Below are 13086 nucleotides of genomic sequence, written 5' to 3' on the forward strand. Positions count from 1 at the left end.
ACGCGGGGCGGTATTCGGTGCGCGGCCACGACGCAGAAGGCCGCGACGCAGGAGGCCGTGACGGGGGAGCGGCTCAGGTGCGGTTCGGGTCGCCTCGGGTGACGTCGACGTACTCGATGTCGATCGCCGAGAGGTCGAGGCCGGGAGCCGGGCCGAGCAGGCCCCGGACGATCTCGAGGATCTGCGGGCGCAGGGTGTCGGCGAGCGGATGGAGCTCGACGCCGTACCTGGCGACGAGGCGGATGCCGATGCCGCTCAGGCGGCCCTCGTCGACGTGCAGGTCGATCGTCTCCGGCGCGTGGGTGGGGTGCTCCTGGAGCAGCCGGCGCAGCGCCGCGGTGACGACGCGGGCGGAGACGAAGGTCTCCGAGCCCTGCTCGTCGCGCGCGGGCGTGCCCTGCTCGGTGAAGGTGAGGATCGGCTCGGACGGGACGACGATGGCGCGGACGCGCGACATGATCGAGCCGGCCAGCTCGACCCAGCCGGCGGGCTCCTCGGCACGGGCGGCGCGGATGGCGCGGCCGAGTGGGCTGGGATCTAGCGCCATCGGGCCATCCTCTCCGCGAGTGTGCGTCGTCCGCGGTACAGGTGTCCACGGACGGCGCCGATCGGCATGGCCAGAGCGATGGAGATCTCCTCGTAGCTCATCTCTTCGACCTCCCGCAACAGCCACGTCGCCCGTTGGTGCCACGGCAGCTCGTTCAATGCTAGCTGCAACGCCTCCAGAAGCTCGGCGTCCAGAACAGACTGCAGAGGGTTGTCCCTCGCGGCCGGGGCCAGCCGGGACATCAGCCCGTCGTCGATGGGCGTCGCGCGCCGGTTGCGCTGCAGATCGGCCGCGCGACGGTGGACGAGACGGATCAACCAGGTGCGGAGCGAGGAGCGCCCCGCGAAGCCCGACAGGCTCCGCCACGCCGAGACGAACGCCTCCTGGGTCGCTTCGGCGGCGTCGCTGGCGTCGCCGACCAGGTGCAGGGCGTACCGATACATGGCCGGGCCGTGACGATCCACGATCTCCCGGAAGGCGTCGTGATCGCCCAGGCGGGCCGCGCGCACCAGCGCCTCATCCGTCGCCGATGGCTCAGATGACGCCTGCTGTTTCGACATTGCCCCCGAGTTCCTCCTCTGCTGCCCCACGAGAGCAGCGTCCGGATAGGAGAGTTCTACCATCCCGGCGCAAAGAGATGTGACTTAGAACACACCACAATTTCTGTGACATATCGGCCCGAGGCTGCGACCAACCGACGTCAGAACGACCCAACACGATCAGGAAGGTGCTTCTCATGGCGCAGACGAAGTCGGAGACCACGAGCTTGTCGACCACGGGGACAGACTCGGGTGCTCTGGTGAGCGAGTACGGGCGTACGTCGATCTCCGACACCGTGGTCTCGAAGATCGCGGGGATCGCTGCTCGAGAGATCAGCGGCGTGCACGACCTCGGCGGCGGGGCGGCGCGTGCGGCCGGCGCGATCCGCGAGCGGATCCCCGGCTCCCGCACGAACCTGGGCCAGGGTGTGGCCGTGGAGGTGGGGGAGCGGCAGGCGGCCGCCGACCTCGACATCGTCGCCGAGTACGGCACCTCGATCCCCGACCTCGCGACCGCGATCCGCCGCAACGTGAAGGCGTCGGTCGAGCGCATGACCGGGCTCGAGGTCACCGAGGTCAACATCACCGTGCACGACGTCTTCCTCGAGGACGAGGCACGCGACTCGGACCCGGACGCCGGCCGGCGGGTGGAGTGACCATGGACGCCGACCCCGATCCACTCGACGGCGCCGAGCCCGAAGCGGTGGACGTGGTGGCGGCGGCCGTGCTCGCGGTGCCCGGTGTCCACGACCTGCATGCCGGTGTCGCCGGCGAGGTGGCCACCTACCTCCCCGGACGCAGGGTCAACGGGATCAGGATGCGCGAGCCCGGCTGCTCGGTCCACGTGGTCCTGGACTGGGGAGCACCCGTCCTCGGCACCACCGACGCGGTGCGTGCCGCGGTCCGGCCGTACGTCTCGGGCCCGGTCGACATCACGGTGGAGGACATCCTCCCGCCCGGCAGCACACTCTGAAGGAGAACACGTCATGACCAACTCGACACTCGGCCTGGTCGCCGGACTGTTGCTCACGATCGCGATCGTCACCGGCGGCCTCATCGGCCTGCTGCTGGCCGTGGTGCTCGGCGGCGCCGGCTACCTCATCGGTGGCCATGTCGACGGCGAGCTCGACCTGGGCAGCCTGCTGCGGGGACGCCGTGATTGAGACCCCGACGCGCCCGCTGCCGACCGATGACGGCAGGCACGACCCCGACCTCGTCGCGGACCGGGGCACCCTGGACGTGCGCAACCGGGCCCTCCAGCGGATCGTCGAGCACCTCGTGCTGCAGGTCCCGGGGACGGTGACGCACCGCAGCACGCTCGGCCGCATCACCGGCATGGCGCTGCCCAAGGCCGACATCATGACCGAGGGCCGCGCCGCCCGGGTGAAGGTCGACATCGCGATGGCCTGGCCCGGCAACATCTCGCAGGTCGCCACGGCCGTGCGGGACACCGTACGCCAGGAGGCGTTCCGCCTCTCGGGCATCCAGATCCGCAGCGTGGACGTCACCGTGCACGCGGTCGACCCGGCGGCCGCCGACGACACCGTCAGGAGGGTGGAATGAGCACGAACACCGTCGAACAGAGCGAGCGCGTCGCCCGTCCCGCGCCGCCACGCACGCCGCCACGCCGCGCACCCCTGGCCGTCCCGACGGCCACCGTGCTGGCCCTCGTGCTGGTCGCGCTCGCCGTGGTCGCGGTCCGGGACCTCGCGCTCAGCCAGGGATGGGCGGCCGGCGCGCCGCTGGTCCCCGACCTGGTCGAGGGGCTCGACGGCGTACGCGCGTCCGTGGGGCTGGCGATCGGCGGCGGGGTCGTCGCGCTCGTCGGGCTGGTGCTGGTCTGGCTGGGGCTGAGGCCCGGCCGGCGTACGCATGTGCGCGTCGCCGGCGATGCCGAACTGTGGCTCTCGCCCGGCGCGGTCGCCGCCGTCGCCCAGGAGACCGCCGACCGGCTCCCCGGCGTCGTCTCGGCCGAGTCGTCGCTCAGGTCCCGGCGCCGCGTCGTCGTCGACATCGTCGTCGCCGCGCGGACCGGCCCTGACGGTCCCCAGGACGCGGCCGCAGTGGCCGAGCACGTGCGTGCCGTCCTCGACGACGAGATCGGCCGGCCGACCGGAGCCGGCATCAAGGTACGAGCCACGGAGGTTCCCCGATGACTCCCCGCATGATCAGGACCGACCGCGCACTGACCCTGCTCGTGGCGCTGCTTCTGCTCGCCCTGGGTCTGCTGGCCGTGGACTGGCACTACCGATGGGTCCTCAGCAGCTACCCGACCGAGCTGTCCACCCAGCCGGCGCGAGAGGTCGCGACCGCGAGCTGGTTCCCCTGGGTGCTCGCCGCGGCGGGCATCGTCGTGGGGTTCCTCGGCCTGGTGTGGCTGCTGGCGCACCTGCGGCGGCGGGGCCCCTCGACGCTGCGGCTGCAGGCGAGCGATGAGACCGGTCGCGTCCAGGCCGACCTCCGCTCGATCGCCGATGCCGCCGCCGCCCGGCTCCAGAGCATGGCCGCCCTCACCGGCGTCACGGGGACGGTCGCCACGATCCGGTCGCGTCCGGTGATCCTGCTGCGTGGGCGGATCGACCCGGTCGCCTCGGTCGCGTCGCTCACCGAGGCCGCCGAGCTCTGCGCCCAGGACGTCGCGGCGGCGTTCCCCGACCAGTCGATCAGCTGCCGGGTGCTGGTCGACTCGCCACGGCGCGGCAAGGGCCGGCAGCAGTCCCAGATGCGCGTGCGCTGACGTTCGGAAGAAGTCCGCTCGATGTCCCTGAGGGCGGCGCGACCCCGCGGGGGGTGGGGTCGAGCCGTCGCCAGGGACATCGACGTGGATACCGGGCGTCGGCAGCGCTCAGGAGGGCCGGGAGGCGTCGGACACCACGACCTCACGGCGCCACACCGCGACCGCCACGGCGCCGAGCAGCACCGGCAGGCCCACGGTGAAGACCCGCCACACGATCAGCCCGGCGACGGCCGCGGCCTCGATCTCGCGCCCGCCTGCCTCGACCAGGGTGGCGAGGATCAGAGCGTCGACGATCCCGATCCCCCAGAGCGGGAAGACCGTGAACGGGAACGCGAACAGATAGGCCACCGCGATCCACACGAAGCCGACCTCGTTCGTCGAGACGCCGACGAAGCGCAGGCACAGCGTGAGGGTGACGAGGTCGACGACCATCATGCCGACCTGGGAGAGCACGGCCAGGGGGAACCCGCTGTGGAACCGCTCGGCGATGTCGGCACGGAAGCGCTGGCAGGCATCGGCCCAGCGCTCGGGGTCGACCGCTCTGCGGAAGCGGCGCACGATCAGTCCGGCGCGGGTCCCGACGGTGCGCGCGAGCCGGTCGCTGCGTACGACCATCAGGACGGTCACGAGGATGGCGATCGCGACCGCGATGCTGAGCAGCTCGAGCCACCGCAACGACGGGGACTCGCCGAGGGCCAGCAGCATGACGAACCCGAGGAGCGGGGCGGAGAATCTCGCGATGTAGAAGGTCACCGAGTTCATCACTGTGCCGGCGAGGCCCGCGGCGGGGCTGACGCCCCACGACTTGAACATCGAGACCCGGAGCGCGATGTCACTCGGTGGCGGGGCGATGAGTGACATCAGCGTCGCGCCGAGGTCGTTGATGGTGGCCCGGTAGAACGTCACGCCGCGGATGAAGAACCTCAGCGGCATCGCCAGCAGGATCTGGCGAACCAGCACGACGACGAGCAGCACCACGGGGTGCCACCAGCTGAGATGGGTCAGCGCATCCCAGGCCGCCGCCCAGTCGACCTGCCCGACCAGACGTACGATCGTGACGGAGCTGAGCACCGCCACGACCAGCAGGACGATGCGCGTGATCCAGGCGCCGCGTCCGGGGTGGGCGGTGCTGACGTCGGAGCTTTCCGGGGTGCTCACTGATCGGCGGCTCAGAAGTCCACGGGATCACGGCTGATCGGGCAGGTCATGCAGTGCCCGCCCCCGCGACCGCGGCCGAGCTCGGCGCCCACGATGGTGATCACCTCGACCCCCGCCTTGCGCAGCAGCGTGTTGGTGAGCGTGTTGCGGTCGTAGGTGAAGACCACACCGGGCTCGAGCGCGACGGCGTTGTTGCCGCTGTCCCACTGCTGTCGCTCGGACTGGTAGACGTCACCGCCGGTGTCGATCACGCGGATCTCGGGCAGCCCGAGCGCCCGCGCGACGACGTCGACGAAGGCCGTGTCGCCGTGGTCGATCACCTCGACCCCGGGTGCCGTGTCGGAGGGCACCAGGGTGAAGGTGTGCACCGCGTCCATGATCGTCGGATAGAGCGTGACGATGTCGCGGTCGACGAAGGTGAAGACCGTGTCCAGGTGCATGGCGGCGCGCAGCTTCGGCATCCCGGCGACGATCACCTTCTCCGCGGCTCCCTGCTCGAAGAGGGCCTTGGCGACCTGGGTGATCGCCTGGCGAGAGGTGCGCTCGCTCATGCCGACGAGCACGACCCCGTTGCCGACCGGCATCACGTCGCCACCCTCGAAGCTGGCCTGCCCCCACTCCTGCTCGGGGTCGCCCCACCACACGGTCGAGCCGACGTAGTCGGGGTGGTGCTGGTAGATCGCCTTGTAGAGGAGCGTCTCGTCCTTGCGGGCCGGCCAGTAGAGCGGGTTCATGGTGAGCCCGCCGTAGAGCCAGCAGGTCGTGTCCCGGGTGTAGAGCGTGTTCGGCAGCGGCGGCATCAGATACTCCCGGGCACCGGTCGACTCCCGCGCGAGGCTGAGGTAGTCGGAGCGGAAGTCGTCGGGAAGGTCGTTGGTCGCGAGGCCGCCGATGAGGAACTCCGCCAGCTGCCGGTCCGAGACCGACTCGAGGTAGGTGCGGGTGTCGTCGACCAGCCCGAGACCGACCTGGTTCGGCACGATCTTGCGGTCGAGGATCCAGTCCTTGGCGCCGGCGACCGCGAGCGTCTGGGCCAGCAGGTCGTGCAGCTCGACGACCTCGACACCACGCTGGGTCAGCTTGTTCACGAAGTCGGCGTGGTCGCGCTGGGCGTTCTCGACCCACATCACGTCGTCGAAGAGGAGCTCGTCGTTGTTGCTGGGGGTGAGCCGGCGGTGGGCGAGGCCGGGTGCGCAGACGAGCACCTTCCGGAGCCTGCCGACCTCGGAGTGGACGCCGTACGCGGACTTCTGCTCTGACATGAGATGCCTTTCGGTTGAGGATGGAGATCAGAGGGAGATCCAGCCCGTTGACAGGCCGAAGACGCCGAGCGCCGCTCCGACGAGGATCGCGCCGAACAGCGCGATCTCGGTGGGGCTGAAGATCCTGCGGCCACGTTCGCTGCGGGCCTTGATGTAGAGCAGCGACGCCGGCGCGAGGATCAGCGTCATCAGCAGCACGAACTTCAGCCCGGCGGCGTCGAAGAGGAACATCGTGTAGGCCGTCGCGATGCCGGCCACGATCGTCTCCTTGCGACGTACGCCTGCCGGCACTCCTTCGTACGCCTCGCCGGTGATGCCGAGCTTGAGCGCGTACGCCGCGGCCAGCAGGTAGGGCAGGATCGCCAGGCTCGTGGCGAGATCGAGCATGAAGTTGAGCGCGTCGTTGACGAACAGGGTGAGGGCGAGGAGTCCCTGGACGCCCAGCGACGTCACCACGAGCGCGGCGATCGGGGTGCCGTTGCGGTTCTCCTGACCCAGGAAGGCGGGCATGTCGTCGGAGCGGGCCGGGATGTACATCACCTCCGCGGCCATCAGCGTCCAGGCGAGGTAGGCACCCAGGACCGAGACGATCACCGCGACACTGATGAACACCTCGCCCCAGTCGCCAACCACCGACTCGAAGACCCCGACCATCGACGGCTGCCGGGTGTCGGCCAGCTCGGGCTGGGGGACGACGGAGTAGCTGGAGAGGGTGACGAGCGCGAAGATCGACAGCACGCTGAGGAAGCCCAGCACGGTCGCCTTCCCGACGTCCTCGCGCCTCTTGGCGTAGCGGGAGTAGACGCTGGCGCCCTCGATGCCGATGAAGACGAAGGTGGTGATCAGCATGGTGTTGCGGATCTGCTCGTCGAGGCTGCCGAGATCGCCGTAGCCGGTGGCGACCCAGTTGTCGGCGAAGACGCCGGCGTCGAAGGAGATGAAGAGCACCACGATGAACACCAGGATCGGCAAGACCTTGAAGACCGTGACGATCCGGTTGATCACCGCGGCGTCGCGGACGCCGCGCGCGATCAGATAGTGGAAGAGCCACACCCCGACGGTCGAGAGTGCGACCGCGAGCACGGTGTCGCCATCACCGAAGCCGTCGAAGAACGCCCCGATGGTGGCGCCGATGAACACCCAGTAGAAGGTGTTGCCGGCCACCGAGCTGGCCCAGAAGCCGATCGCGGAGTTGAAGCCCGCGTAGTCGCCGAAGCCGGCCTTGGCATAGATGAAGACCCCGGAGTCGAGCTCGGGCTTGCGGATCGCGAGGCTCTGGAAGACGAAGGCCAGCATGAGCATCCCGGCGCCCGCGATCGCCCAGGCGATCAGCGAGCCGAGGATGCCGGTGGCGACGCCGAACCGGGCCGGCAGGGAGAAGACCCCGGCGCCGACCATGCCACCCACGACCATCGCGGTCAGGGTGGGAAGACTCATCTTCGCTGCGGCGGGTGCTTCGGTGGTGGCAGCGTCAGAACTCATTCTGGCTCCTGGTTTCCTCGGCGGGGTGAGACCAGCTGTGGGCGGCAACCGCGGGCTGCCTCACAGTCCCGGACGGGACCATCCCCCTCGATCCGACGTCGGATCCGATCCGTCCACCTCACCCGGAACGTGTGATCCGCCGCGGATTCTCCGGCGCAACCCTGGGATGGTCCGGCGAAGGGAGACGACGATGGGTTTTCGAGACCGACGCGAGAAGCGCCAGGAAGAACGTGAGGCCTTCGGGCGCGGCGGGAGCGCCCACCGCTTCCAGATGCGTCAGAAGATGATCTCGATCGGTGACGACTACTGGATCGAGAACGAGGACGGCGAGCGTGTTTTCCGCGTCGACGGCAAGGCGCTGCGGCTGCGGGACACCTTCGACCTCGAGGATCTCGATGGCACCAGGATCTGCCGCATCCAGACCAGGGTCCTGCACATCCGCGACTCGATGGCGATCGAGGACGCCGACGGCGAACAGGTCGCCCTCGTGCACAAGGCGCTCATCTCACCCCTGCGCGAGCGCTGGAAGGTCGACCGCGAGCACGGCGAGGACTGGACGGTCCAGGGCAACATCGTCGACCACGAGTACGACATCGAGGCCGACGGACGCAAGATCGCCGAGGTGTCCAAGAAGTGGTTCCGCCTCCGGGACACCTATGGTGTCGAGGTCGCACCCGGCGAGGAAGCGGCGCTCGTCCTGGCGGTGACCGTGGCGGTCGACGCGATGGTCCACCCCACGAAGTGACGCGGTCGACGTGCTGCGAGGGCAGCTGCGGGCGCCGTTCGCGCCGACAGCCGGCGTGGTGGTGCTTCTCTGGGCGTCGCTGACCCCGTCGCTGATGCCGCGGACCGCGCTCTTCCAGGCGCTGCTCAGCGCGCTGTGCATGCTGGCCGGCTACGGCGTGGGCGCCTTGGCCGGGTGGCTGGTCCGCAGCTGCGGTGGCCGGTTGACCGGCCGGGCGCGGGTGGTCGCGTGGCGGGTCCTGGCCGTCGCCGCCGGCCCCGGCACCCTGATCGTGCTGGGGCTGTCCCTGCGGTGGGAGAACCAGGTACGCGACCTGGTTGGTGTCGACCGGGTGGGCCCCCTGCACCTGGTGCTCGCCGTGCTCGTCACCGCGGTGCTGTTCGCGCTGCTGATCGCGCTGTCGCGGGGGATCAGGGCGCTGGGGCGCTCGATCGGCCGGTTCCTCGGCCGCTTCCTTCCCGCGGCCGCATCGACCGTGATCGGCGGCCTGATCGCCGCGGTCCTGCTCTACGAGCTGGCCATCGGGGTGGGCGGCGACCGGCTGCTGGGCGCGCTCGACGCGAGCTTCGCCGCGATCAACGAGGAGTTCAGGACCGACGTACCGACGCCCACGGCGCCGGAGCTCACGGCCGGTCCGGCCTCGTCGCAGGAGTGGGAGGACCTGGGCCGCCAGGGACGGGTGTTCATAGCCAGCGCACCGACCGCCGCGGACATCGGGGAGTTCACCGGGGAGCCCGCCCGGCAGCCGGTGCGCGCCTACGTCGGGGCCGGCCACGAAGGCGTCGACATCCGCGACGAGGCGACGGCCGCGGTGGCCGAGCTCGACGCGCTCGGCGGCTTCGACCGCGCGGTGATCAACGTGGTCACGGGCACGGGCAGAGGCTGGGTCAACGAGAACCAGGCCCAGGCGCTGGAGTTCATGTGGGGTGGCGACACGGCGACGGTCAGCCTGCAGTACTCCTACCTCCCGAGCTGGATGTCCTTCGTCCTGGACCGCCAGCGTGCGCAGGATGCGGGCCTGGCACTCTTCGACGCCGTGTACGGACGCTGGCTGGAGATCCCGGAGGCCGAGCGTCCGCTGCTGGTGGTGAGCGGGGAGAGCCTGGGCAGCTTCGGCGCCGAGGCCGCCTTCAGCGGCGCTCAGGATCTCGCGACCCGCACCGACGGCGCCCTGTTCGTGGGGCCGACCGCCGACAACCGGCTCTGGGACCGGTTCACCGGGGAACGCGACCGGGGGACCTCCCAGGTGCTGCCGGTCCTGGACGAGGGCGAGATCGTCCGATTCGCCGACCGGCCCGAGGAGTGGGAGCTGCCCGAGGCCTGGAACGGCACCCGGATCGGGTATCTCCAGCACGCCAACGACCCGATCACCTGGTGGTCGCCGGCGGTGGCGCTGGAGCGCCCCGACTGGCTGGAGGAGGAGCCCGGCCGCGGCGTCTCCCCGAACGTACGCTGGATCCCCGGGGTGACGATGCTGCAGCTGGGTGTCGACCAGTTCTCCGCCAACTCGGTGCCCCCGGGGCAGGGCCACCAGTTCGGCACCGCGCCGGTGAATGCCTGGGCGGCGATCCTGCCGCCCCCGGGTTGGTCCGATGAGCGCACCGACGAGCTGGCCGCGGTGATCGGCCGGCGAACCTGGCTGAGCTGAGGCCTGGCGTTGTCGGATCGCCTGGTCAGACGTGGGGCAGCCGGCTCAGGACCGCACGGAGAGGTGGCCACCGGTCGCGACCTCGGCGGGTCACGGCATAAGCGCGCAGTCGCACTCTGGGGTCGGTCAGCGGCCGCACGGTGACGCCTCGCCGAGAGGTGCGTCCGCGCGGCAGCAACGCGAGCCCGTGACCGGCGAGGATGAGATCGTCCACGAGCTCCAGGGCGTCGACGCGGTGGACGACCCGGGGCGTGAATCCGGCCATCGACGCCAGCATGCGCAGCACCTCTTCGTCGGCGGTGTGGCGCGAGTTCACGATCCAGTCCCGGTCGGCGTAGGTCGCGAACGGAGCGCGCGGCTCCTTCGTCGGCACGCCGAGGCCCCATTCGACCTCCCACAGCGCCACGGTGTCGTGGTCGCCGCGCCAGGAGGCGGGGGCGACGTTGTAGTCGTAGACCAGGGCGAGATCGATGTCGTCGCGCGCGAGCAGGGCCAGCGCCTCGGGCGGTTCGTGCTCGTGCACCCGCACCTCGAGGCTGGGGTGAGCGCGCCGGAGACCGTCGATCGCGGGCATGAGGGAGCGCCGGATCGCGGTGGCGAAGCCAGCCACCTTGAGCACGCCGACCGGCTCCGCGTCCGGGGCGAGATCGAGACGAGCGGCATCGACCGCCGCCAGGATCGTGACGGCGTGCTCGGCGAGACGGTGGCCCGCTGGAGTGAGGCGTACGCGCCGCCCATCGGGCTCGACGAGGTCCGTTCCGACGTCCCGTGCGAGCGCCGCGATGGCCTGGGACACGCTGGAGGTGCTGGTGCCGATCTCGGCGGCGACCTCATGCATCGAGCCGAGGCGAGAGAGCTCGAGCAACATCCGGAGCCGACGTACGTCCACAGGCCTCATCGTTTCGGATCTACGAACATAATGTCCAGCAATGTCACGTGGACACGAACGGATCTCATCGGTTCGACTGAGTGCATGACCACCACAGCTCCCCACTCCGCCCGCGCCGGCGCCTCCATGGCGATGGCGGCCATGCTCTGCGTACAGCTGGGTCTCGCGGCCTCGGTGGGCCTGATCGACCAGCTCGGTGCGGCGGGCGTCGCCTGGCTGCGCCTGTTCTGGGCGGCGCTGCTGCTTCTCGTCCTGGTCCGGCCGCGTCCCTCGGTGTTCGGACGCGAGACGCTGCTGGCCGGTGTCGCTCTCGGCGTGGTCACCTCCGGCATGACCCTGCTGTTCATGGCGGCTCTGACCCGGCTCCCGCTCGGCACGGCCGCCGCGCTCGAGTTCCTGGGACCGCTCGGGGTGGCCGTCGTCCGCAGCCGCGGCGTCGCCCGGGCGTGGGCGATCGTGGCAGCCGGCGGGGTGCTCTGCCTGACCCAACCATGGGAGGGCACCGTAGACGTGGTGGGTGTCGCCTTCGCCCTGAGCGCGGCCGTGTGCTGGGCGTCCTACATCTTGTTGACCCAGAAGATCGGCGATGCGGTGAGCGGCATCGGTGGCCTCGCGATCTCCATGCCGGTCGCGGCGGTGGTCGCCTCCGTCGTGGTCGGTCCCGGCATCGTGGGACAGCTCACGCCGGAGCTGGTGCTCACCGGTCTGGGGCTGGCCCTGCTGGTGCCGGTGGTGCCCTTCGCCCTCGAGATGATGGCGCTACGTCGCCTCGCCGCCGGTGCCTTCGGCACCCTCATGGCGCTCGAGCCGGCGCTCGCACTGGTGATCGGGTTGGTCGCCCTCCATCAGGTGCCCGACCTCATCGCCGTCCTCGGGATCGGGCTCGTGGTGGCAGCCGGCGTAGGAGCAGAACGTGCGGGAGGCCGCGGTCCGTCCGGCCCGACGGACGAGACTCTCACGCGGAGACACGAGGACGTCGCTCCAGTGCCGCTGGGGTGAGCCGCTCCGTCGTCGCACTCAGCCCTGGCTGATCAGGGCCTGGGCGACGGTGCGTACGCGGTCGATGGGGACGGCGAAGCCGATGCCGATGTTGCCGCTGGGGCCGCCGAGGGTGGCGATCGAGGTGTTGATCCCGACGACGCGGCCCTGGAGGTCGACCAGGGGGCCGCCGGAGTTGCCGGGGTTGATGGCGGCGTCGGTCTGGATCATCTCGGGCCTCGATCCGGACGAGCGGTGTGGCGAGCTGACGATGCCGGAGGTCACGGTGCCGTTGAGGCCGAGGGGCGAGCCGACGGCGATCACGGGCTGCCCGATCCGGAGGTTGCCGCTCTGGCCGATGGTGGCGGCGCGTACGGCACCGGGGTCGGTCGCGATCACCGCGATGTCGTTGCGCTCGTCGCTGCCGATGACGCGGCCCGAGGCGGTGCTTCCGTCGGCCAGCACCAGGCTCACCGAGTCGGAACCCTGGACGACGTGGGCGTTGGTGACCACGTGGCCGACGCCGTCGATCGCGACTCCGGAGCCCGTGCCGCGGCCGGCGCGGACCTGTACGACGCTGGGCAGGATGCGCTGGGCGGCGGCCTCGGTGGCGTTGGCCGGCGCGCCTCCCGGTGGCACCGGGGCCGGCGCGGCGATGGTGCCTGCGGTGGGCTCGCGGTCGGGGGCGAGGAGGGTGATCGCGCCGCTGGTCGCCGCACCCGCGACGACGGCCGCCGCCAGGGTGAGGGTGATCGTGCGCGTACGTCGGGGTCGCCTGGTCAGGGCGGCGGGCGGTTCCGGGGCAGTGCCGTTCGGCCGTCCCGGCGGAGAGGCCACGTCGGAGGCACGTGGTGGGGCGACCAGCCGCACCCTGCCGTAGCGGTCACGCACCACACGTCGCGCCGGAGGGGGCGCCGACAGGGGAATCGGGCTCGGCGCGGCCGGTGGTGCCGGCGCGGGTGCGACTGGTCGGATCGGGGGTGGTGGTGCGGGCTGGAGCGGGCGGAGGGCACGGGCGGGCGGCGCGGAGATCGTCCACCGTTGGGGACCGGTGGGGCGGCCGAGACCGGACCCGGGCGCTGCGGTGTCGTTCATGAGAGT

Annotated in this window: 16 protein-coding genes; 9 read left to right on the forward strand and 7 right to left on the reverse strand. The window is 70.9% G+C overall.

From position 1 onward, the window contains the following. Positions 1–73 precede the first annotated feature (73 nt). Together ACZ6WN_RS28105 and ACZ6WN_RS28110 are read right to left on the reverse strand one after the other, a co-directional pair. Positions 74–547: a hypothetical protein gene (locus ACZ6WN_RS28105; protein ID WP_465869476.1), complete on the reverse strand. Its 474-nt coding sequence runs from the start codon at positions 545–547 to the stop codon at positions 74–76. Next, on the reverse strand, positions 538–1107 hold the full coding sequence (locus ACZ6WN_RS28110; protein ID WP_465869477.1) for an RNA polymerase sigma factor: 570 nt from the start codon (positions 1105–1107) through the stop codon (positions 538–540). Before ACZ6WN_RS28110 ends, ACZ6WN_RS28105 begins: the two co-directional genes overlap by 10 nt. Before the next feature lie 176 nt (positions 1108–1283). Between ACZ6WN_RS28110 and ACZ6WN_RS28115 the strand changes: the two genes are divergently transcribed. The 6 genes from ACZ6WN_RS28115 to ACZ6WN_RS28140 are packed head-to-tail and all read left to right on the forward strand — an operon-like array spanning position 1284 to position 3823. After that, positions 1284–1742: an Asp23/Gls24 family envelope stress response protein gene (locus tag ACZ6WN_RS28115; RefSeq protein ID WP_465869478.1), complete on the forward strand. Its 459-nt coding sequence runs from the start codon at positions 1284–1286 to the stop codon at positions 1740–1742. A 2-nt stretch (positions 1743–1744) separates the two neighbouring features. Further along, positions 1745–2059, forward strand: coding sequence for a hypothetical protein (locus ACZ6WN_RS28120; protein WP_465869479.1), 315 nt, complete (start codon positions 1745–1747; stop codon positions 2057–2059). Between the two features lie 13 nt (positions 2060–2072). Continuing rightward, complete coding sequence (locus tag ACZ6WN_RS28125; RefSeq protein ID WP_141805347.1) at positions 2073–2249, forward strand: DUF2273 domain-containing protein; 177 nt, start codon at positions 2073–2075, stop codon at positions 2247–2249. Further along, positions 2242–2649, forward strand: a complete 408-nt coding sequence (locus tag ACZ6WN_RS28130) for an Asp23/Gls24 family envelope stress response protein (protein WP_465869481.1) — start codon at positions 2242–2244, stop codon at positions 2647–2649. Before ACZ6WN_RS28125 ends, ACZ6WN_RS28130 begins: the two co-directional genes overlap by 8 nt. Continuing rightward, positions 2646–3242 (forward strand): DUF6286 domain-containing protein, encoded by a 597-nt coding sequence (locus ACZ6WN_RS28135; RefSeq protein WP_465869482.1) that lies wholly within the window; start codon positions 2646–2648, stop codon positions 3240–3242. Before ACZ6WN_RS28130 ends, ACZ6WN_RS28135 begins: the two co-directional genes overlap by 4 nt. After that, positions 3239–3823: an Asp23/Gls24 family envelope stress response protein gene (locus tag ACZ6WN_RS28140; RefSeq protein ID WP_465869483.1), complete on the forward strand. Its 585-nt coding sequence runs from the start codon at positions 3239–3241 to the stop codon at positions 3821–3823. Before ACZ6WN_RS28135 ends, ACZ6WN_RS28140 begins: the two co-directional genes overlap by 4 nt. A 108-nt stretch (positions 3824–3931) precedes the next feature. On the opposite strand, the gene ACZ6WN_RS28145 is transcribed toward ACZ6WN_RS28140, so the two are convergent. The 3 genes from ACZ6WN_RS28145 to ACZ6WN_RS28155 are packed head-to-tail and all read right to left on the reverse strand — an operon-like array spanning position 3932 to position 7725. Then, positions 3932–4981 carry a lysylphosphatidylglycerol synthase domain-containing protein gene (locus ACZ6WN_RS28145; protein ID WP_465869485.1) on the reverse strand — a complete coding sequence of 350 codons (1050 nt, stop codon included), beginning with the start codon at positions 4979–4981 and terminating at the stop codon, positions 3932–3934. 11 nt (positions 4982–4992) lie between these two features. After that, a complete protein-coding gene (locus tag ACZ6WN_RS28150; protein ID WP_465869486.1) occupies positions 4993–6243 on the reverse strand; it encodes an arginine deiminase in 1251 nt (416 codons plus the stop codon). A gap of 27 nt (positions 6244–6270) precedes the next feature. Continuing rightward, a complete protein-coding gene (locus ACZ6WN_RS28155) occupies positions 6271–7725 on the reverse strand; it encodes a basic amino acid/polyamine antiporter (RefSeq protein WP_465869487.1) in 1455 nt (484 codons plus the stop codon). 190 nt (positions 7726–7915) lie between these two features. Here ACZ6WN_RS28155 and ACZ6WN_RS28160 point away from each other — a divergent pair, with 190 nt between their 5' ends. Both ACZ6WN_RS28160 and ACZ6WN_RS28165 read left to right on the forward strand, forming a co-directional pair. Next, entirely contained in the window at positions 7916–8470 is a 555-nt protein-coding gene (locus ACZ6WN_RS28160; RefSeq protein ID WP_465869488.1) for an LURP-one-related/scramblase family protein, read from the forward strand. A gap of 10 nt (positions 8471–8480) precedes the next feature. Beyond that, positions 8481–10118 (forward strand): alpha/beta hydrolase, encoded by a 1638-nt coding sequence (locus ACZ6WN_RS28165; protein WP_465869489.1) that lies wholly within the window; start codon positions 8481–8483, stop codon positions 10116–10118. A gap of 25 nt (positions 10119–10143) precedes the next feature. Here ACZ6WN_RS28165 and ACZ6WN_RS28170 read toward each other — a convergent pair whose 3' ends face one another. Then, on the reverse strand, positions 10144–11016 hold the full coding sequence (locus ACZ6WN_RS28170) for a LysR family transcriptional regulator (protein ID WP_465869491.1): 873 nt from the start codon (positions 11014–11016) through the stop codon (positions 10144–10146). Between the two features lie 75 nt (positions 11017–11091). Here ACZ6WN_RS28170 and ACZ6WN_RS28175 point away from each other — a divergent pair, with 75 nt between their 5' ends. After that, positions 11092–12006: an EamA family transporter gene (locus ACZ6WN_RS28175; RefSeq protein ID WP_465869493.1), complete on the forward strand. Its 915-nt coding sequence runs from the start codon at positions 11092–11094 to the stop codon at positions 12004–12006. 18 nt (positions 12007–12024) lie between these two features. Here ACZ6WN_RS28175 and ACZ6WN_RS28180 read toward each other — a convergent pair whose 3' ends face one another. Next, positions 12025–12876, reverse strand: coding sequence for a S1C family serine protease (locus ACZ6WN_RS28180; RefSeq protein WP_465869495.1), 852 nt, complete (start codon positions 12874–12876; stop codon positions 12025–12027). Positions 12877–13086 lie beyond the last annotated feature (210 nt).

The organism is Nocardioides sp. NPDC054178 (assembly GCF_055585005.1).

Coding starts and splice junctions, on each gene's coding strand:
- ACZ6WN_RS28140 (WP_465869483.1), top strand. CDS start 3,239: ATGACTCCCCGCATGATCAGGACCGACCGCGCACTGACCCTGCTCGTG.
- ACZ6WN_RS28120 (WP_465869479.1), top strand. CDS start 1,745: ATGGACGCCGACCCCGATCCACTCGACGGCGCCGAGCCCGAAGCGGTG.
- ACZ6WN_RS28115 (WP_465869478.1), top strand. CDS start 1,284: ATGGCGCAGACGAAGTCGGAGACCACGAGCTTGTCGACCACGGGGACA.
- ACZ6WN_RS28135 (WP_465869482.1), top strand. CDS start 2,646: ATGAGCACGAACACCGTCGAACAGAGCGAGCGCGTCGCCCGTCCCGCG.
- ACZ6WN_RS28150 (WP_465869486.1), bottom strand. CDS start 6,243: ATGTCAGAGCAGAAGTCCGCGTACGGCGTCCACTCCGAGGTCGGCAGG.
- ACZ6WN_RS28110 (WP_465869477.1), bottom strand. CDS start 1,107: ATGTCGAAACAGCAGGCGTCATCTGAGCCATCGGCGACGGATGAGGCG.
- ACZ6WN_RS28175 (WP_465869493.1), top strand. CDS start 11,092: ATGACCACCACAGCTCCCCACTCCGCCCGCGCCGGCGCCTCCATGGCG.
- ACZ6WN_RS28155 (WP_465869487.1), bottom strand. CDS start 7,725: ATGAGTTCTGACGCTGCCACCACCGAAGCACCCGCCGCAGCGAAGATG.
- ACZ6WN_RS28160 (WP_465869488.1), top strand. CDS start 7,916: ATGGGTTTTCGAGACCGACGCGAGAAGCGCCAGGAAGAACGTGAGGCC.
- ACZ6WN_RS28105 (WP_465869476.1), bottom strand. CDS start 547: ATGGCGCTAGATCCCAGCCCACTCGGCCGCGCCATCCGCGCCGCCCGT.
- ACZ6WN_RS28170 (WP_465869491.1), bottom strand. CDS start 11,016: ATGAGGCCTGTGGACGTACGTCGGCTCCGGATGTTGCTCGAGCTCTCT.
- ACZ6WN_RS28125 (WP_141805347.1), top strand. CDS start 2,073: ATGACCAACTCGACACTCGGCCTGGTCGCCGGACTGTTGCTCACGATC.